Source organism: Nonomuraea turkmeniaca (genome assembly GCF_005889735.1).
Lineage (GTDB): Bacteria > Actinomycetota > Actinomycetes > Streptosporangiales > Streptosporangiaceae > Nonomuraea > Nonomuraea turkmeniaca.
The window spans coordinates 1-18622 of the sequence record NZ_VCKY01000213.1 but is presented as its reverse complement, the minus strand read 5'-3'; the positions used below and the strand labels follow the sequence as shown (position 1 = coordinate 18622).

17 protein-coding genes and 3 pseudogenes are annotated in these 18622 nt (G+C 70.3%); 13 read left to right on the top strand and 7 right to left on the bottom strand.

What is annotated here, in order from left to right:
- The first annotated feature begins 434 nt into the window (after nucleotides 1-434).
- Nucleotides 435-2498, top strand: a complete 2064-nt coding sequence (ligA, locus tag ETD86_RS41825; RefSeq protein ID WP_138672177.1) for an NAD-dependent DNA ligase LigA — start codon at nucleotides 435-437, stop codon at nucleotides 2496-2498.
- Here ligA and ETD86_RS41820 read toward each other — a convergent pair.
- Complete coding sequence (locus ETD86_RS41820; RefSeq protein WP_246149067.1) at nucleotides 2482-3285, bottom strand: DUF418 domain-containing protein; 804 nt, start codon at nucleotides 3283-3285, stop codon at nucleotides 2482-2484. The two genes, ligA and ETD86_RS41820, sit on opposite strands and share 17 nt — an antisense overlap.
- A gap of 66 nt (nucleotides 3286-3351) precedes the next feature.
- On the opposite strand from ETD86_RS41820, the gene ETD86_RS58685 reads away from it, so the two are divergent.
- Nucleotides 3352-3723, top strand: a complete 372-nt coding sequence (locus ETD86_RS58685) for a MarR family transcriptional regulator (RefSeq protein ID WP_246149066.1) — start codon at nucleotides 3352-3354, stop codon at nucleotides 3721-3723.
- Nucleotides 3724-3739: 16 nt separating this feature from the next.
- Here ETD86_RS58685 and ETD86_RS41815 read toward each other — a convergent pair whose 3' ends face one another.
- Nucleotides 3740-4330 carry a GNAT family N-acetyltransferase gene (locus tag ETD86_RS41815; protein ID WP_138672176.1) on the bottom strand — a complete coding sequence of 197 codons (591 nt, stop codon included), beginning with the start codon at nucleotides 4328-4330 and terminating at the stop codon, nucleotides 3740-3742.
- Complete coding sequence (locus ETD86_RS41810) at nucleotides 4327-4785, bottom strand: Lrp/AsnC family transcriptional regulator (protein WP_138672175.1); 459 nt, start codon at nucleotides 4783-4785, stop codon at nucleotides 4327-4329. The genes ETD86_RS41815 and ETD86_RS41810 overlap by 4 nt, the downstream gene beginning before the upstream one ends.
- Before the next feature lie 113 nt (nucleotides 4786-4898).
- Between ETD86_RS41810 and ETD86_RS41805 the strand changes: the two genes are divergently transcribed.
- On the top strand, nucleotides 4899-5378 hold the full coding sequence (locus ETD86_RS41805; RefSeq protein ID WP_138672174.1) for a DUF2000 domain-containing protein: 480 nt from the start codon (nucleotides 4899-4901) through the stop codon (nucleotides 5376-5378).
- 168 nt (nucleotides 5379-5546) lie between these two features.
- Here ETD86_RS41805 and ETD86_RS41800 read toward each other — a convergent pair whose 3' ends face one another.
- Both ETD86_RS41800 and ETD86_RS41795 read right to left on the bottom strand, forming a co-directional pair.
- The gene (locus ETD86_RS41800; RefSeq protein ID WP_211370646.1) at nucleotides 5547-5978 is read right to left on the bottom strand and encodes a YciI family protein; all 432 of its coding nucleotides are present in this window, start codon (nucleotides 5976-5978) and stop codon (nucleotides 5547-5549) included.
- 48 nt (nucleotides 5979-6026) lie between these two features.
- Nucleotides 6027-7070, bottom strand: coding sequence for an ArsR/SmtB family transcription factor (locus ETD86_RS41795; RefSeq protein WP_138672173.1), 1044 nt, complete (start codon nucleotides 7068-7070; stop codon nucleotides 6027-6029).
- Nucleotides 7071-7182: 112 nt separating this feature from the next.
- On the opposite strand from ETD86_RS41795, the gene ETD86_RS41790 reads away from it, so the two are divergent.
- The 3 genes and pseudogenes from ETD86_RS41790 to ETD86_RS41780 all read left to right on the top strand — a co-directional run bounded on the left by ETD86_RS41790 (nucleotide 7183) and on the right by ETD86_RS41780 (nucleotide 11486).
- On the top strand, nucleotides 7183-10062 hold the full coding sequence (locus ETD86_RS41790) for an AfsR/SARP family transcriptional regulator (RefSeq protein WP_138672172.1): 2880 nt from the start codon (nucleotides 7183-7185) through the stop codon (nucleotides 10060-10062).
- 45 nt (nucleotides 10063-10107) lie between these two features.
- Nucleotides 10108-10542 (top strand): annotated as a pseudogene (locus tag ETD86_RS41785) (AAA family ATPase); the annotation flags it as partial.
- Nucleotides 10543-10577: 35 nt separating this feature from the next.
- The gene (locus tag ETD86_RS41780; protein ID WP_138672170.1) at nucleotides 10578-11486 is read left to right on the top strand and encodes a hypothetical protein; all 909 of its coding nucleotides are present in this window, start codon (nucleotides 10578-10580) and stop codon (nucleotides 11484-11486) included.
- A gap of 22 nt (nucleotides 11487-11508) precedes the next feature.
- Here ETD86_RS41780 and ETD86_RS41775 read toward each other — a convergent pair whose 3' ends face one another.
- Complete coding sequence (locus tag ETD86_RS41775) at nucleotides 11509-13332, bottom strand: ABC transporter ATP-binding protein (protein ID WP_138672169.1); 1824 nt, start codon at nucleotides 13330-13332, stop codon at nucleotides 11509-11511.
- A complete protein-coding gene (locus ETD86_RS41770) occupies nucleotides 13332-15170 on the bottom strand; it encodes an ABC transporter ATP-binding protein (protein ID WP_170223542.1) in 1839 nt (612 codons plus the stop codon). Before ETD86_RS41770 ends, ETD86_RS41775 begins: the two co-directional genes overlap by 1 nt.
- Before the next feature lie 182 nt (nucleotides 15171-15352).
- On the opposite strand from ETD86_RS41770, the pseudogene ETD86_RS60360 reads away from it, so the two are divergent.
- The 7 genes and pseudogenes from ETD86_RS60360 to ETD86_RS41745 all read left to right on the top strand — a co-directional run.
- A pseudogene (locus tag ETD86_RS60360) lies at nucleotides 15353-15643 on the top strand (maleylpyruvate isomerase N-terminal domain-containing protein); the annotation flags it as partial.
- Nucleotides 15541-16104, top strand: coding sequence for a maleylpyruvate isomerase N-terminal domain-containing protein (locus tag ETD86_RS58675; RefSeq protein WP_425465691.1), 564 nt, complete (start codon nucleotides 15541-15543; stop codon nucleotides 16102-16104). The pseudogene ETD86_RS60360 and the gene ETD86_RS58675, both read left to right, overlap by 103 nt.
- A gap of 94 nt (nucleotides 16105-16198) precedes the next feature.
- Nucleotides 16199-16324 carry a hypothetical protein gene (locus ETD86_RS59405; RefSeq protein WP_281287050.1) on the top strand — a complete coding sequence of 42 codons (126 nt, stop codon included), beginning with the start codon at nucleotides 16199-16201 and terminating at the stop codon, nucleotides 16322-16324.
- Nucleotides 16293-16424 (top strand): annotated as a pseudogene (locus tag ETD86_RS59775) (FAD-dependent monooxygenase); the annotation flags it as partial. The gene ETD86_RS59405 and the pseudogene ETD86_RS59775, both read left to right, overlap by 32 nt.
- 304 nt (nucleotides 16425-16728) lie before the next feature.
- On the top strand, nucleotides 16729-17325 hold the full coding sequence (locus tag ETD86_RS41755; protein WP_138672168.1) for an RNA polymerase sigma factor: 597 nt from the start codon (nucleotides 16729-16731) through the stop codon (nucleotides 17323-17325).
- A complete protein-coding gene (locus ETD86_RS41750; protein ID WP_138672167.1) occupies nucleotides 17318-18301 on the top strand; it encodes a CU044_5270 family protein in 984 nt (327 codons plus the stop codon). Before ETD86_RS41755 ends, ETD86_RS41750 begins: the two co-directional genes overlap by 8 nt.
- Nucleotides 18302-18422: 121 nt before the next feature.
- A partial coding sequence (locus tag ETD86_RS41745; protein ID WP_138672166.1) for a hypothetical protein occupies nucleotides 18423-18622 on the top strand: 200 nt, incomplete at its 3' end.

Genomic DNA, 18622 nt, shown 5'->3' with positions numbered 1-18622 from the left:
CGGCCATGGCGGGGGCGGGGTGGGCGAGGACCGTACCGGCGGCGACCAGGGTGGCCGCGGTAAGGACCTTCGCTGACTTGCGCATGCGTTCATCCTTCGCAAGGCGGCCGGGCCGGAGCCTGACCGCGGTCATGACAGCAGGTTGGCATGATCGCCAATTGTGGTCATGCTCTCATGGGCAAAAATCAGCCGCGACCCGTTTCGGCCACCAACGACCTCTATTCGGTCTGCACTGCCCGCCCTTGCCATAGGCACATCGCGGGCCCTGGCACGGATCGCCGCCTCCCTCGCGTGTTCGCTTGGTGACAGGGCGAGGAGGGCCGGTGGATCTACAAGACGAGGAGGGCGCGCCCGTCCAGCCGGCCGGTCCCGGGAGGTGAGAGACGCCGCTTCTCGGCATGGGAATTGTCGGTCGCGCTCGCCATGATGATTCCATGACCGAGACGCCCCCGCTCACCGTCCTGGCCGACGACACAGCCTACGCCGAGGCCGTGCAGCTGGCCGTGGACTCCGCCGCGGCCTACTACGCAGACGGCACCTCCACGCTCGACGACGACGCCTACGACCGGCTGGTCCGCGGCATCCAGGCGTACGAGGAGGAGCACCCCGAGGCGGTGTTGCCGTCCTCGCCCACGGGCAAGGTGGCCGGCGGGGCCGTGGTGGGCGATGTGCCGCACACCGTGCCGATGCTCAGCCTGGACAACGTGTTCGGCGCCGAGCAGCTGTCCGACTGGGCGGCCGGGCTCGAGCGCAGGCTCGGCCGCGCGGTCACGGTGTGGAGCGTGGAGCCCAAGCTCGACGGGCTGGCGATCTCGGCCCGTTACCACAACGGCCGGCTGACCCAGCTGGTCACGCGGGGCGACGGCAGCGCGGGCGAGGACGTCTCGCACGCCATCGGCACCATCGTCGGCCTGCCGGACCGGCTGGCCGACGCGGTCACGGTGGAGCTGCGCGGCGAGGTCATGATGACCGCCTCGCAGTTCGAGGAGGCCTGCGCCAAGCGCCAGGCGCACGACGGCACCACGTTCGCCAACCCGCGCAGCGCGGCCGCGGGCACGCTGCGCACGCGGGAGCGGCCGTACGTGTGCGAGCTGACGTTCTTCGGCTACGGTGTCCTGCCGCCGCCGGACGACCATTCCGACCTGGCCGTGCGCCTGCGCGAGCTGCCGCACAGCGAGATCATGGACTGGGTCGCCGCGCAGGGTGTGCAGACCACCGCCGCCACGCCCGTCGCGGGCATCGTCGCCGAGACCCTGGAGCGGGTGCAGGAGCGTGTCGGGGAGATCGCCGCGGTCCGCCCCGAGTTGCCGTTCGGCATCGACGGCATCGTGATCAAGTGCGATCTGGCGGCCGACCAGGCGGCGGCCGGGTTCAGCTCGCGGGCGCCGCGCTGGGCGATCGCCTACAAGCTGCCCGCCACCGAGAAGATCACCAAGCTGATCGGCGTGGAGTGGAACACCGGGCGCACCGGCGTCATCGCCCCGCGCGCGGTGCTGGAGCCGGTCGAGCTGGACGGCAGCATCGTCACGTACGCCACGTTGCACAACGTCGCCGACATCACCCGCCGCGGCCTGATGATCGGCGACAGCGTCACCGTCTACAAGGCGGGCGACGTGATCCCCCGGGTCGAGGCGCCGGTCGTGCACCTGCGCACGGGCGACGAGCAGCCGATCCCGATCCCCACGGCCTGTCCGTCCTGCGGGGACTCGATCGACAGCTCGCAGGAGCGCTGGCGGTGCGTCCGTGGCCGCGCCTGCCGCGCGATCGCGTCCATCATCTACGCGGTCGGCCGCGACCAGCTCGACATCGAAGGGCTGGCGGAAAACCGCATCAAGCAGTTCCTCGACGCCGGCTTCATCACCGACTTCGCCGACCTGTTCTTCCTGACCCGCGAGCAGCTGCTCGGCCTGGAGCGCATGGGCGAGACCAGCACCGACAACCTGCTGGCGGCCATCGAGCAGGCGAAGTCGCGGCCGCTCAGCCGGGTGTTCGCGGCGCTCGGCGTCCGCGGCACCGGCCGGTCGATGAGCCGCCGCATCGCCCGCCACTTCGCCACGATGGACAACATCCGCGCGGCCGACGCCGAGGCGATCCAGCAGGTGGAGGGCATCGGCCCGGAGAAGGCGCCGGTCGTGGTGGCCGAGCTGGCCGAGCTCGCCCCGCTCATCGACAAGCTCGTCCAGGCCGGGGTCAACATGACCGAGCCCGGTGCCACGCCGCCCGCCGAGGGCGAGCAGACGCAGTCCGGGCTGCCTTTGGCTTCGATGTCGGTGGTGGTCACCGGCGCGATGACCGGGCCGCTGGCCTCACTCTCGCGCAACGAGGTCAACGAGCTGATCGAACGAGCCGGCGGCAAGGCGTCCTCCAGCGTGTCGGCCAAAACGTCCCTGCTGGTGGCCGGGGAGAAGACCGGGTCCAAGCGGGCCAAGGCCGAGACGCTGGGAGTGCGGATCATGAGTCCGGAAGAGTTCGCCGACCAGGTCAGCGCGTTTCTCTGACCGGGCGGGAGCGGTACGAGAGGCTGCGGAGCAGCACCTCGGCCGGGCCCCGGTAGCCCGCCACCCGCATCCCCTCGGCCAGCAGGATCGACAGCAGCCAGACCCCGATGGCCAGCCCGAAGGTGGCGGTGAAGCTCATGTCGTCGCTCAGGCCCAGCGTGAACGGGTAGAACAGCGTCACCCACACCACCGACTGGAACAGGTAGAAGGTCATCGAGCGCTGTCCGAGCGCGGCGAGTGCCGTGGTGACCCGGCCGCCCCGGGCCCTGATCGCGACGAGTCCGACGGCGGCGGCCAGGCCGATGCCTCCCGCGTACCCGGTCAGGTCGTGGGCGATCGCGACGGTCCAGCCGACGCCGACCGAGGTGTTCGTCCAGGCGCCGGCGGCCAGCAGGGCGGCGGGGAGCCTGCCGAGGACGGACACGAGCAGGAAGATCACAGTGACCCGGGCCAGCAGCGGCGCGTGCCGCTCCGGCTCGTCGAGGATCCTGCGCCTGGCGGCCCAGATGCCCAGCAGCATGCCCGGCACGACCATGATGGTGGACATGGCCGTCTCCACCGGCCAGGTCGGGATGCTCGCCACGACGTGGGCGCCGAAGGTGGGCTCCATGAATCGCGCCATGGTGACGGGCCCCGCCTGGGCCTGCACACTCTGCCAGGCCAGCAGCAGCGTCGCGGGGATGAGCGACAGGACGCCCGTCCACAGCAGCACCGAGTCCCGTGCTCGCACGAGCGGAACGAGCACCAGCAGTGTCATCCCGTAGACCGCGATGATGTCGAGCGGCACGAGCAGCACCGTGTGTGCGAACCCGATGGCGATCAGCCACCGTGGGCCAGGGCGATCAACAGGAGCATGACTCCACGCGCTAAATCGGGCGCGAGCGATCTCGCGGTCACGCTGGTCAGCCCGGCGTCCATCTCCAAGGCCGTCGCCGAGCTCGAACAGCAGGGACTGATCCGCCGCGAACGCGACCCGCGCCGCCGCCGCGAACGGTACGTCATCGACGCGGACGTCTGGATCCAGGGCTGGCTCGTCAGCGCCCGTCAGAACGTCACGATGGCCGAGCTCGCCCGCAAAGCGGCCGCCGTCGTCGGCGCCACGACACCCGCCGGCGCCCGGCTGAAGGACGTCAGCGAGTTCTTCGACCACGTGGGCCGCTACATGATCCAGGCAGCCGAGGACTGGCAGCAGGCCTCTTGCACGAGGCGAACGACCAGCCCTTAGGCCGGCGACGGGGCCTCTAGCCCGGCGTGTCCGGCCGGTCGGGTGAGCCGGCGCGATGGAGGCCGGGCTGGGGGAGGATGTGGATGCGGCAGGGGCGGCCGTAGCGGTCGGTGCCGTCGCCGTGCGGGATCATGCCCAGCTTGACCATGATCCGTCCGGAGGCCTCATTGGCCGGGTGGTGGCGGGCGATGAGGGTGGCGGCGCCCAGCCGGAACGCTTCGTCTCGTACGGCTGCCGCCGCCTCCGTCGCGATGCCCTGTCCCCAGGCCGCGGGGTCGATCCACCACCCGATCTCCATTGCCGGCTCGGCCACGCCGGGCAGCGTGCAGGAGACGAGCGAGACCAGGCCGGCGAACCGCTCACCGCGCAGGATCGCGCGCATGCCGAAGCCCTCGTCCTGCCACTGCCGCAGCGCGTGGCGGTGCCGTTCGCCGGCGTACTCGGCCGTCCACGGCCCGCTGCCGATGTGGCGCATCACACGCTCGTCGCGGGAGAGGCGGACGAGGTCGTCCGCGAAGCGCTCTTCCCAGGGCGGGAGCCTCAAGCGGGACGTGGTCAACACGCGGTCGTCAGGGGGGTCCGCGCCGATGTCGTGATCGTTCTTCATGGGGTGGCGGGAGCGATCTCGTTGTTGCGGATGTGCTCGTAGACGATGGACGTACGGACGTCGGCGACCTCGGGTCGCTCGGTGAGCCTGTCGATGACGAACGCGTACAGGCTGGCGTTGTCGGGGACGGCGACGTGCACGATGAAGTCCTCGGTCCCGGTCGTCACGTAGACGCCGAGCGTGTCGGGCAGCTCGCTGACCCAGTTGCGGAAGCCCTCGATGTTGCGCCGCGACGGCGGGCGGACACGGATGGCGATGAGGGCTTGGACGGGGCGTCCGATCGCGGCGAGGTCCACGTCGAGGATCGCGCCGCGGATGATCTTTCGCTGGCGCAGGGCGCGGGTGCGGTCCAGCGCCGTGGTCGGCGAGACGCCCACTGCCGCGGCCACGTCGCGATTGGACTTCCGTGCATCTGACTGCAGTTCCCGCAGGATCGCCTTATCAAGTTCGTCCATGACCGCCTGAATCTCGTGCTGTCCGACATAAATACGGATCTGTTGTTCAGCCCTCGTATGAGAACGTAGCATGGCGACCGATTTTCCGTACGAATGGATAGAGGTTGAGGAGAATGACCGACAACAGCGTCGCGGTCGTAGGCTTCGCGCCGGAGGAGATGGACCCCACCCAGCCGACCCGGGCGGCTCGCCTCAAATGGGTGATCGTGGTAAACGACGGGCTGCCCGCGGGCCGCGCGGTCAATGCGGCCGTCTGCGTGGCCGCCGCGACCTCGAGCGCGGTCACCGGCCTCCTGGGGGACGCCGCGATCGACGCGGACGGCAGCGCGCACCCGGGACTGCCCTGGGCGGGCTGCTCCGTCCTGGCCGCCGACACCGCCACCTTGCGTGCCATCCGCGGCAAGGCCGCGGCAGCCGTCGGCTGCTTCGTGGCCGACATGCCGTCCGCCGCGCAGCACACCCGCGTCTACGCCGACTATCTCGCCGCCATGAAGGAAGCGGTTGCCGAGGGCCTCGAGTACTACGCCGTCAGCATCGTGGGACCCCGCAACCGCGTCGACAAGATCGTGGGCCGGCTGCCTCTGATGCCCTGAGACGGGAGCCTCCACCTCCCGCCGGGCGTAGCGTCCCTGGTGCCCACAAATGTTCGCGAAAGCCACGAATCTCCGCGATATTGGATCTCGGCGATCAGGCGGTTGATGTCGCCACGGGCCCGGCGGCCAGGCTGAGCCGTTCGGCGGTGGGGGCAGCGGAGATCTCGTTCACATCTCCTCCCCGGAGGAGCTCATGACAGGACGGACTTCCACGGCCGAGAAAAGGGCGTCAGGGAAGCGGGCCGCGATCTCCAGCGCCCGTTCGGTGCTGGTGCAGTCGACGACGAAGTAGCCGGCCAGATGCTCCTTGGCCTCGACGCACGGGCCGTCCGCGGTCACGGGGACGCCGCCGCGTACCCGGATGGTCTTGCTGGTCACCGGGTCGGCCAGCGTTTCACCCCCGACCAGCTCGCCGGACTCGACGATCTCCTCGATCAGGGCTTCGGCCTGCGCGGTCAGTCCGGCACGGTCCTCTTCTGACATGGAGAGGGCCTCAGGGGTACGCAGGAAGGCGGGGTGGCCCCAGGTCTGGGCGCTGGTGTAGATCATCAGCAGGTAACGCACCATCTGCTCCCTCACGGTCGTGGTGCCTTTGACCATGGGTCGGAGCCTGGGACCGCGTCTCGACATCCTCCCGCGAGAAGATTCTCAGCCGTCCCCGCGCCGCTCTCCGGCGAACGGCCCGCGGGCCATGGTCGCCCCCATCAGCAGGGCCCTGCCCAGTGGCGTGAGCGTGTGGATCACGCTGGGGCCGGCCCGCTGGCTGACGATCAGACCCGCCTCCCGCAGCACCTGCGTGTGCTGGCTGACCGCGGGGGCGGAGATCTCGTGGCGGCGGGCGAGCTCGCTGGTGGTCGCCCCGTTCACGGTGGCACGCAGGATCGCGGCGCGGGTGGGGCCGAGCAGCCGCCCGATGGGGGTGCCCGGCTGCTGCTCGGAATGCTCCTTGTGCACCCCCAGCATCCGGTCCCGCTGGATCGGGTAGACCAGGACCTGCGGCAGGTCGGGGTCGGCCAGCGGCACGGGCGCGCCCCAGCAGAAGTACGAAGGAATCAGCACCAGTCCGCGCCCGCCGAGATGCACGTCGCGGTCCACCGGGTGACCCGCGACCGTCAGTACGGGCGACTCCCAGCTCATGGCCGGCCGGAAACTCGACAGCATGGCCTCGACGCCGCCCTCCAGGTACGCGCGCCCGCGCATGGCCCGGTCGGCGTCCACCATGCCCTGGATGTTCGACCAGTGCGGACGGAGGGCCGTGTCGAAGTACGTGTACAGGCCGTCCCGCAGGTCGTGGAAGGCGTCCTTGCGCCCGTCGGCCAGCCCCCACGCCCATGTCGGCGTCCTCGCGAGGCCGGCGAGCTTGTCCAGCTCCTGCCGGAGCAGCAGCCGCGGCGTGCTCAGCACGGCGTCCACTCCGGCATCCAGGCCGAGCGAGGAGTCGGGCGGGGTGAGGAAGTCGGGGATGAAGAGAGAGGTCCCGCGGTAGAGCGGCCCCAGCACGCGCCGCACGATGTCCAGCGCGTCCGACTTGGCGAGGCCGTCCCGGGCCTGGTGCCGCCACTCGGCGAACATGGCCTGGCCCCGGCGCCCCGCCAGCCGGCAGATGCTCAGCGCGATCTCCCACAGCGGATCGGCCGCCGGAACGATGCGAGTCCGCACGAGGTCGTCGCTCGTGAAATGAATCCGCAACATGTCTGTCGCCTCAAGCTGGGCTTTTAAGCTGTGACGTCACAGCGTAGACGCGCCGTCACGGCCTCGACACGATTATCGGCAAACTCATAGAAGGCGCGAGGGAAGCGACCACATGGCCGTACGGTTCCGGGTGCTCGGGCGCGTGGAGTTCACCGCAGACGGCAACGTGGTTGACCTGGGGAGCCGCCAGCGTGAGGTGCTCGCGCTCATGCTGCTCCGCGCCAACGACACGGTCACCGTGGGCCAGCTGGTCGAGGTCGCCTACGCCGACTCGGCGCCCGAGTCGGCACGACGGCAGATCCAGAACACCGTGGGACGCCTCCGCCGGACGCTGACCGCGGCCGGCTGCCCGGACGTGATCAAGACCATGCCGGGCGGCTACCTCCTCGAAGCCGGACCGGACACGCTCGACCTGCTCGAATACGCCGAGCACGTCGAAGCAGGCCGCCGGGCGGCCGCGGAGGGCAGGGATCAGCAGGCCATCGCGTCGCTGCGGCGCGGGCTGGCGCTGTGGCGGGGCCCGTTTCTGGCCGACATCGACGCCCCTGGGCTGGAGGCGGAGCAGTCCCACATGCGGGAGGCCCGCATGGCCGTCCACGAGGAGTGCGTGGAGCTGGAGTTGCGACTCGGCCGGCACCGCGAGCTGCTGTCCGAGCTGGCTGCGGTCACCGCTGAGCATCCGCTGTGCGAGCGGATGTGGGAGCTGCGCATGCTCGCCCTCTACCGGTGCGGTGCCAAGGCGGAGGCGCTGGCGCTCTACCAGGACGCCAGGATGATCTTCCTGGAGGAGCTCGGCCTCGAACCGGGCCGCCGGCTCAAGCGGCTGGAACAGGCCATACTCGCCGACGACCCGGCACTCGACCTCGACCGGCGCCCCGGTCAGCTGCCACCGGACGTGCCCGGCTTCACCGGACGGGACGAGGCCAAGTCCACGCTGGAAGCGGTCTTGCCGCCCAGCCCCGCGCGAGCGACGCCCGTCATCGTCATCACGGGCAAGGCCGGGGTGGGCAAGACCGCCCTCGCCGTCCACGTGGCTCACCGCCTGCGCGAATCTTTCCCCGACGGCCAGCTGTTCGCCGCACTGCGTGACGTACGAGGTCGCCGGGTGCCGCCCGGGGACGTGCTCGCCCAGTTCCTGCGCGCGCTCGGCGAGCCGGCCCAGGAGCTCCCCGACGGCGTGCACGAACGCGCGGCGAGGTTCCGGGACTGCTTGGCACGACGGCGGGTGCTGGTCGTGCTGGATGACGCGGTCGACGAGGCGCAGGTTGGTCCCCTGCTCCCCGGCGGCGCGGAGTGTGCCGTGCTGGTCACCAGCAGATCCAAGCCGGCCCTGGCCGGCATGGCCCACCTCAAGCTGGAAGAGCTGGAGCCGCTCCAGGCCATGGCCTTCCTCGCCGGGGTCGCCGGTGCCGACCGAGTGTCCTCCGAGCCGCAGGCCGCACACGAGCTCATCCGGCTGTGCGGGGGCCTCCCGCTGGCGCTCAGGATCGTTGGTGCCAGGCTCGCCGGCCGGCGGATCGTCCACATGGTGGAACGACTCAAGGACGTGCGGCGGCAGCTCGGTGATCTCGAGGACCTGGAGGTACGCGGCAGCATCGCGCTGTCGGCGGAAGAACTCGACCCGGCCGCGCTCCGGCTGCTGTGCGCGCTCGCCCATGGCGACACCCCGGAGCTCCCAGACTGGACCGCACTCGCCGCCGGCGGAACCCAGGATCTGCTCGACAGCCTGGTCGACGCCCAGCTCCTCCAGGTGGCCGGGCCCTTGCGGTATCGCCTCCATGACGTCGTCCGCGACTACGCCCGCGACCTCGGCGAGCCCGAGTCGATGCCCCGCGTGCTCGGCGGCTGGCTGGCGCTGGTCGAACGGGCACACCACACCGTCTACGGGGGCGACTACGCGATCCTGCACGGCACAGCCGCCCGCTGGCAGCCACCCGGCGTGGACATCGTCGACGCCGACCCCCTCACCTGGTACGAGACCGAACGCCCGAACATCCTCGCCGCCGTCCGCCAAGCCGCCGCCCTCGGCCTCGACGAGCTGTGCTGGGACCTGGCCGTCAGCGCAGCATCGCTCTTCCAGACCCGCGGACACTACGACGAATGGGAAGAAACCCACCGAATCGCCCTCGCCGCCACCCGCGCCGCGGGCAACACCCGCGGCTCCGCCGCCCTCCTCACCGGAATCGGCCTGCTCGAGGCTCACCGGCACCGCTACGGACCCGCCGCCGCAGCCGTCGACGAAGCCCTCGAGCTCTTCGAACGCTGCGCCGACCAGCACGGCTGGGGCCTGGCGAGCTCGGTCGCCGCTTTCACCGCAGGCATGCGAGGTCTCTACGCCGAGGCGGTCGACCGGTGCGGGCACGCGCTCGACGCGGTACGCCAGGCAGGTGACACCGGTGCGGAGATCTTCGTACTGCGCCTGCTCGGCCAGCTCCTGCTGGACGTCGGCCACTCCGCCCGCACGTACCAGGATGATCCGGAGGTCGTCTACCGGATCGGTGAGCTGCTGCTCGCCTCGGGACGGCTGTACGAGGCGGAGCAGGCGTTCACCGACCTGCTCTCCACCGTCACCGACCTCGAGGACCTGTGCGGCGAGGCCTTCGCCCGCTACGGCCTCGGCTACCTGCACCTCGAACGGAATCGCCACAACGCCGGCGAGGAGTACCTCCACCAGGCCATCGAGCTGGCGAGCGCGGTGGACGAGCCGCTGGTCGAGGCCAAGGCGTGGCTGGCGCTCGGCGCGGCCAGCCGGTCACGCGGCAACCACGAGGCGGCGCTGCACCGGTTCGGGCGGGCGGAGCAGCTGGCGCAGGCCATCGGCGCGCCCCTCTGGGAAGCGCGCGCCCTACGCCAGGCCGCCAGGGTGCACAGCGAACGCGGCAGCGAGGCGTCGGCCGCCGCGGCGCGTGCCCGGCTGGGCGAGCTCATCGCCGCACTCGGCGCCACCGCCTCCGACATCGACGCCGGAGTCCCCTCGCCGCAGCTCTCCTGACCGGCCCTTCCAACCTCAGGCGGGCAGGGCCGCCAGCAAGCCCGCGGCGAGGCCGAGCCGTGGACCCGGCCGTCCTTCATCGACAAGATCGTGGCCCTGCAACGACAGCGGCAGCTGCAGTCGATCACCGCCGAGCCGCACGTGCAGTTCTTCGACCGCTCCCCTCTTTGCACCCACGCTCTCAGCACCTGGGTCGGACACCCGATCTCCTCGGCCCTGTCCACCGAGATCGACAGGATCACCCACGAGCAGATCTACGACCGGCACGTGTTCTTCGTCCGCAATCTCGGCTTCTGCGAACCGACGGAGGCTCGCAAGATCAGCTTCGAAGACTCGCTGGAGTTCGAACGCCTCCACGAGCAGACCTACCGCGCCTTCGGCTACCAGCTCATCGACATCCCCGCCGGACCGCTCGCCGGACGCGTAGCCACCATCCGCGCCCTGATCTCCCAACTCGCGAAGAATCCCGCAACCTTCTGACAACTTCTGACATCCCATGATGCATGAGATTTCGGATGACTCTCGGAACACTTCTGCTGACCGCCGTCACACTGATCGCGCAGCCGGCGTCGGCTGCCGCCCCGACCACGATCGCGTACGCGCAGCGAACGCAGACCTGGGAACTGGTGTTGACCAACGGCGACGTGGTGGAGGTGCCGGAGGCACTCACCAAGGCGCCCAAGGACGCGCTCAGCGCCGGCAAGGAGGCGCCGTTCCTGGTCAGCGGTGATGGGCGGCATCTCTTCTATTACCGCACGTCGGATGGGCTGTTCGTCAGGCGGACTCTGAACGGCGAGGAAAGGGTGGTGTCCCGGAGGATCACCGTGCACACCATCGAAGAGGAGTGGCCGCTCGTTTCGGACGACGGCGGTTACGTGATCACAGAAACCTCGGCTCCGGGTTTGGGGGTCTTCATAGACCTGCGGAACGGCAAGGTGTTGCCCCCACCGGAGAAGACGGATACGTGGGGCTTCGGGGGATTCAGCCCGGACAGCAAGCGGCTGCTGCTGGGAGGGGATCGGGTGGTGGTGTTCGACCGAGGACTGCGGGCACGGATGCGGCTGAAGACGCGGCTGTCGCCGATGGCGCTGGCGAACGACTACATCACGACCGCGGTGCCTGTCGGCACCTGGGGCAAGGTCCGCAAACTGCGCCTGCTCAACCTGCGCACGGGCCGCGCGGGCGGCACGGTGACCGTGCCGCTGCCGCGCGGGCAGTACATCGACGACCTCGACTTCGACCGGGCGGGCCGCCTGATCGTCCGCTCGAAGACCAAGACCGGGGTGGCGATCTACCGGGTCTCGAAGGCGACCGGCAAGGCCACGCTGCTCCGGACGATGACGAGGCCTGATGTCGACGCCTGGGTGCTTCCCGGGGACGGCTCGTACGAGCTGTGGACGGGGAGGAAGGTATACCGGGGATAAGACGATCTCCGCCCCCGGACGATCAGTCCCCGCCGACGGACACGAACCCCGTCCCGGCCCGGTAGTTCGGCGACTGATGCCGGAAGTAGGTGTTGTAGACCTCGCAGTAGCGCCCCCCACGGGCCAGCAACGCCGCGTGATCGCCTTCCTCCACGATCCGCCCGTGGTCGAGCACGATGATCCGGTCGACGTGCTCGATCGTGGACAGCCGATGCGCGATGACGATCGAGGTGCGCCCGGCCAGCACCAGATCCAGCCCCTCCTGGATCTGCGCCTCGGTCAGCGGATCCACGCTCGCGGTGGCCTCGTCGAGCACCACGATCGCCGGGTCCTGGATGAGCAGCCGGGCCAGCGCGACGAGCTGCCGCTGACCCATGGACAGTGCCCGCCCGTGCTCGCCCACATCCGTCTCCAGCCCGTTGGGCAGGGCCTCGATCCAGTCGCCGCCGCCCACGGCGGCCGCAGCCGCGCGAACCTCCTCATCGGTGGCTTCTGCCCGCGGATAGCGGATGTTGTCCGCGACCGTGCCGCTGAACAGGAACGGCGCCTGCGGCACCGCGCCGATCTGCCGGCGGTAGCTCCCCAGCTCCAGGCCGCGGATGTCCTGCCCGTCGATCAGCAGCCGCCCTTCCTGGAACTCGTAGAACCGGGTGATCAGCTTGCTGAGCGTCGACTTGCCTGCCCCGGTGTGTCCCACGAGCGCCACCGTCTCCCCGGCCTCGATGGCCAGGTCGAAGTCACGCAGGACGGGATTGCCGGGATCGTAGCCGAAGGTCACGCCCTGGAACTCGATGCGTCCCGCCAGCCTCGCGGCCGGCCGCGGATCGTGCTGCACCACCCTGGGCGGCGCGTCGATCAGCGCGAAGACCCGCTCGGACGCCGACAACCCCTGCTGGAACTGCGACCAGAACGCGGCGATGGACGTCAACGGGAACCAGAAGAGCGAGACACCCTGCAGGAACAGATACCAGTCACCCGCCGACAGCCCACCCGCCAGCACCCTCTCCCCGCCCAGCTGGACGAGGACGACCGTCGCGAGCCCGGCCACCATGAACAGCACGGGGAAGATGGTGGAGAAGACGAACCCCTGCCTGAGCGTCACCTGGTAGCTCTGCCGGTTGATGGGCCGGAACTCCTCGTAGACCTGCCGCTCCTGCCGGAAGTTCTTGGCGACCGCGATCCCGCCCATGGTCTCCTGCAGGTTGGCGTTGACCCGGCTCAGCGACCGCTGCGCCCTGCGCGTGCTGACCCTGGCCATCCGGCGGAACACCAGCGCCAGCCCCACGACGATCGGCACCACCAGCAAGGTCACCAGAGCCAGCTCCACGCTCCGCACGAACAGCAGCACCGTGACGAACCCCACCATCAGCACCTGGCTGATCAGGTCCATCGTCAGCGTGGACACGGTGGCGAAGTCGTCGGTGTCGGACGTCACCCGGCTGACGATCTTCCCGGACGGCGTCTCGTCGTAGAACGACAGGTCCCGCTCCAGCACCGCGTCGAACGCGTCCTCCCGCAGGCGCAGCACGACGTCCCCGGTGACCTGCGCGCTGTACTTCTGCCGGACGAAGTTGAACACCCAGGAGAGCGCCCCGGCGAGGAGGATCGCCGCCGTGAGCATCCATCCGACCTGGCCGATCGTGCCGTCCGCGATCGCGTCGACCGCCAGGCTGCCCAGCGCCGGGATGGCCGCCTGACCGGCCGACACCAGCACGATCATCGTGGCGACGAGGACCATCGCCCCGAACTTCGGCCGGAAGTACGACATGATGCGTCGCAGCAGGTCGCGGTCGTTGTACGTGCGGTCGTAGTCCTCGGCGTCGAGGCCGTCCATGAGGAAGCCCATCAGCGCACCCCTTCCTGCTCAGCAACCATGGAAGGCTCGGTCTCCTGAACCTCGTCCCCCAGCTCGACCTCGTCGTAGTGGGCGAAGACGCGCCGGTAGAGCCGGCTTCGCGCGATCAGCTCGTCATGCGTGCCGAAGTCGACGACCTGGCCCCGTCTGAGCAACAACACCTTGTCCGCCCACCGGATCTGCGAGAGCCGGTGGGTGATCAGCAGGGTCGTCCGCCCTTCGAGGATCCGCCCGATGGCCTGCTGGATCTTGTCCTCCGTCGCCGAGTCGATGGCGCTGGTGGAGTCGTCCAGCACGAGAATCGCCGGATCGGTCAGTAGGGCGCGCGCGATGGCCAGGCGCTGCCGCTGCCCGCCGGAGAGGGTGACGCCTCGCTCGCCGATGACGGTGTCGTAGCCCTCGTCGAGCTCGCCGATGAACTCGGCGGCCTGGGCATCCTCCGCCGCCCTGACCACCGCCTCCTGATCGGCCCGCTGCCCCAGGCTGAAGGCGATGTTCTCGGTCACGGACCGCGAGAACAGCACGATGTCCTGCTCGATCGTGGAGATCTGCGACCGCAGCGAGTCCAGGTCCCAGTCGCGTACGTCCACGCCGTCGACCAGGATCCGGCCGCCCGTGACGTCGTAGATCCGCGGAACCAGCTTGGTGAGCGTGCTCTTCCCCGACCCGGTCTCGCCGACGATCGCCACCGTCTCCCCCGGCCGCACGGTGAACGTCACGCCCCGCAGCGCGGGGTCCTCGTCCTTCTCGTATCCGAAGGTGACGTCCTCGAAGACGATCTCCCCGCTGATCGGCGCGGCATGCCCGTCCACCCGCTGCTCGATCTCGCTCTCGGAGGTCATGATGCTGAGAATCCTTCGCGACGACACGATCCCGATCTGGATCAGCGAGAACGTGAAGAGCGACATCTGGGTCGGGAACCCGAGCATCCCCATGAGCCCCATGAACGCCACGAGCTCCCCGATGGTGATCGCCCCGATGCCCTGCAGATAGAGCCCGTGCCACAACGCGCCCGCCATCGCGACGGAGAAGAGCAACGTAGGCAGATAACGAGCCTGGACGAGCCCGTTCCGTACGAACGAGTCCCGGTAACGCCGCGCGTTGGCCCGGAACCGCAGCCGCTCCTGCCCCTCCTGCGCGGTCACCTTGATCACCTCGATGCCCCGCACCGCCTGGTTGAGGCCGGCATTGAGATCCCCGAACTGCTCCCGCATCCGGGTCGCCACCGGGTTGAGCTGCCTCATGTAGTGCCAGAGCGCGATCACGAAGACGACCGCGAAGACGCCCGGCGCCAGCAGCAGCCGCGGATCGATGGCGGCGATGAAGAACAGCGGCACGATCCCGGTGAGCCCCGAGTCCACGATCAGGTCCACACCCGGCGTGATCATGATGGACAACTGCCGGATGTCATTGGCGGCCCGGGCCATCAGATCCCCGACCCGCTGCCGGTTGTGGAAGGTCTGGCTCTTGCCGAGCAGGCTCACGTACAGCTCATCCCGCGCGTCCCGCTCCAGCCGCTTGGCCAGGACCTCGCTGGACATCCGCGCGACGAGATCGAACAGCCCCCGGGCGGCCACGATGGCCAGCAACGCCAGCGCGATGAGCCCGAGCGCGTCCATCGGGTGGTCCCGCTCCCCCAGGACCGCGTCGAAGGCGTCGCCGATGAACTGCGGCACCATGGCGTTGAGCACCGTCATGACCACCGACCCGCCGAGGAACCCGAGCAGGGCGAGCGGATGACGCCGCAGATGGGACCAGAGCCAGACCACCGGCCCACGCCGGTTGTAGCGTGGCCCGGAAACGGAGAACTCCGACGTGCTGGTGGTCACAGACACCGCCCCCGATGCGGCTAGGTGAAACTCCGACCCCGCTTTCTATCACCGGCCACCGACAGTTTCCCAACGGTTTTCTCCGCCCCCGGACCCGCGGGCCACCTCGGACGGCGGCGCGAGGGCCGTGCGGGTTGCGGACGAGCTGACCGAGCCGTAGGCATTGTGCTGAACTGTCCGGCATGGAGTATCGCCGATTCCTCGACTGCCTCGCGGCAGACTTCTCCCGCCTGCGGGCCCTCGCACCGGCCGACCCCGCCGCGCCCGTGCCGAGCTGCCCCGGCTGGACGGTCGCGGACCTGACCCACCACGTCGGCGAGGTGTACCTGCACAAGACCCTCGCCATCCGCGACGGCGCCGAGCCCGACCCATGGCCGCCGAAGGAGCTCGCGGACGAGGAGCCGGTCGCGCTGCTCGACCGGGCGTACGCCGCGTTGCTCGAGCAGTTCGCCGCCACGAGCCGGAGGACCCGGCCGGCTCCTGGTACACCCCTGACCAGACCGTCGGCTTCTGGATCCGGCGGATGGCGCAGGAAACGGTCATCCACCGCATCGACGCCGAGCTCGGCACCGGGCAGCCGGTGGCGCCCGTCCCGGACGACCTCGCCGTCGACGGTATCGACGAGCTGCTCAAGGTCTTCGTGGCGTACAGCGTCGCCGAGTGGGGCGACTACTTCACCGAGATCCTGGGCGGCTCGCCGGGCCGAACGTACGCGGTGCGGACCGACGGCGCGGCGTGGACGGTGCGGACCGGCCCAGCGCTGTTCACCGTCGAGGACGGCACCGGCGCCGACGCGGCCGACGTGACCGTGAGCGGCCCGCCGACGGCCGTGCTGCGCTGGGTGTGGAACCGGGGGGACATCGGGATCACCGTCGAGGGCGCCCCGGAGGCGGTCGAGGAGCTGCGGCGCTGCATCGTCATGGCGACGCAGTGAAGAGTCATGCAGACGCGGTGCAGAGCTCCGGGCCTCGGCGATCATCGTCCGCAGGAGCACGATCTCCGCAGTCCGGCCGATCATTGCCCTGACCTTGCCTGACCACCAGTTGCCCGACGACGCGCCCCTGGACGTCGAAGTGATCAAGGAGCTGCTGCGCCTCAACTTCGGCACCGACTACGGCCTCAGTGAGGTCCGCTGGAAGTCGCGATTCCACTGACGAGCGGCAGGCGCCCGCCTACCGCGTCGGCCGGGTCCTCCTGGCCGGCGACGCCGCCCACGTGCACTCCCCGGCAGGCGCCCTGGGCATGAACACGGGGTTGCAGGGCGCCGCGAATCTGGGCTGGAAGCTCGTGGCCGTGCTGCGCGACGGCGCCGGAACCGTCGTCAGCAACATCCGCCCGCTGTCCGGCAAGGCGGCTGCCATGATCTCCGGCATCGGCATCGCCTACCAAGCCCCGCGGGACGCGCACAAGCTGACCGCACGACGAGGCCGCCCTCAGCGCCGCGCTGACCTCCTGGGCGGGACTTCGGGACGGGTGAACCGCCCCCACAGCGAGAACCTGATTGCCCGCATCGGGGGAAAGGAGGTGACGAGACCCGAGAACGGAGCGCAAGAGGTTGATGGCCGACATAGAGCCGGACGACGCGGAGGTGATCGAGCATGCCCGCCGCGACCCCGCCGCGTTCTCGACGCTGTTCGACCGGCACGCGCCCGAGCTGCACCGATACGTGACCCGGCGGTTAGGCGATTCCTTGGCCGACGACGTCGTGGCAGAGACGTTCCTCGCCGCGTTCCGGCGGCTGGGCCGCTACGACACCGCCCACCGCGACGCCCGCCCCTGGTTGTACGGCATCGCCGCCAACCTCATAGGCAAGCACCGGCGCGCGGAGGTCAGGGCGTACCGAGCACTGGCCAGGAGCGGCGTGGACCCGGTCGCGGAGAGTTACGCCGAGCGGGTGGAGTCCCGGGTGTCGGCGAGGGCGGCGCACCGCGACCTGGCCGGCGCGCTGGCAGTGCTGTCGCCGGAGGACCGGGAGGTGCTGTTGCTGATCGCCTGGGCGGATCTCAGCTATGAGGGGGTTGCCAGGGCGCTGGGGATCCCCGTCGGCACCGTGCGTTCCCGGTTGCACCGAGCCAGGAGGAAGACCCGTGCCGCCCTGGGCGGCGTCGACCCGTCCGCCGTCACCGTCGAGGAGAAGGGGAACGCCCGTGGATGACCTGAAGCTGCTGGGAGAGCTGCGGGCGGACGCCCCGGAGCCGGACACCGCCCGCCTGCACGCCCTGCGCCGCCGCGTCGAGGGCGCGCGACGGCCGGCGAAGCGGCGGCGGCTCTGGCTGGCGCCGTCGCTGCTGGCGGCCGCGACGGCCGCCGCCGGGGCGATCGTGCTGGTGAGTGGCGTCGAGCGGTCCACCGCACCGCTTCCCGTCATCGTGGAGACCGTTCCCATGAAGGCCGAGGTGGTGTTGCGGCAAGCGGCTCTCGCGGCCGAGCGGCGCCGGGCGGACCGCGCGCCGCGCGCTGACCAGTGGATGTACCGCAAGGTCGCCGTCAAGCAGCCCGGTGACGACCCCGCGGCCGTCCAGGAGTATTGGACCAGGTACGACGGCACCGAGCAGGCGTTCCGCCTCGACGGCGGACCGATGGAGCGGCGCGTCGTCAAGCTCGACCCGGACGACGACGACCTGACGCCGCAGCAGTACGCCGCCAGGCTGGCCCGGCTGCCCACCGATCCGGACAAGCTGCTGGCGCACGTCAAGGGTGACCGGCACTGGGCGGACAAGCCGAAGGACGACCCCGGCGACGCGGAGAGCCCGGACGCGCGGGCGTTCCGCGTGTTGTCGGTCTACCTTGACCAGGAGATCCCCATGCCTCCCAAGCTGGAGGCGGCGATCTTCCGTGCGCTCGCGAAGATCCCGGGCGTCCGGGTGGACATGGGCGTGCACGACGCGGCGAACCGGGCCGGGGTCGGCATCTCCTACGACGTCGACAGCCGGCGGGATGCGGAAGGGCGGCTCGTGTCGCGGTCCTATGTGGTGCTGGACGCCACCACGTACCGCTATCTCGGCAGGCGGGTGGACAACCTGCAGGACGACGTCCTCGGCGGCGAGCTGATTGCCGCGAAGGGCACCTACTACGCCAGCGCCGAGCTCGCCTCTGGCGTGGTCGACGAGCCCGGCCAGGCGCCGTCCTAGAGTGCTCAGTCGGTGAGGGACCGGGCGGCCTTCAGTGAGTCCTCGACGGCTTGGGGGATGTCGAGGACGGGGAAGGTGACGTGGCGTATCACGCGGTGCCGATCGATCACGAAGACGGCCGATGCCTTCCGCGGCGGCGAAGGCCGCCTGCTCGTCGGGACGCTGCGTGCTCACGCCGTGGACGGCCGCACCGGCGGCGGCGAACTCGGCCGCCCGGTCCCTGAACAGGCGGTTCTCCAGCGTGCAGCCCGCCGCGCCGGGCACCTGGTCCCAGTCCGGCGGCAGGGGGGCGGGCACGCCGGTCGCGGGGCGCTGCTCGAC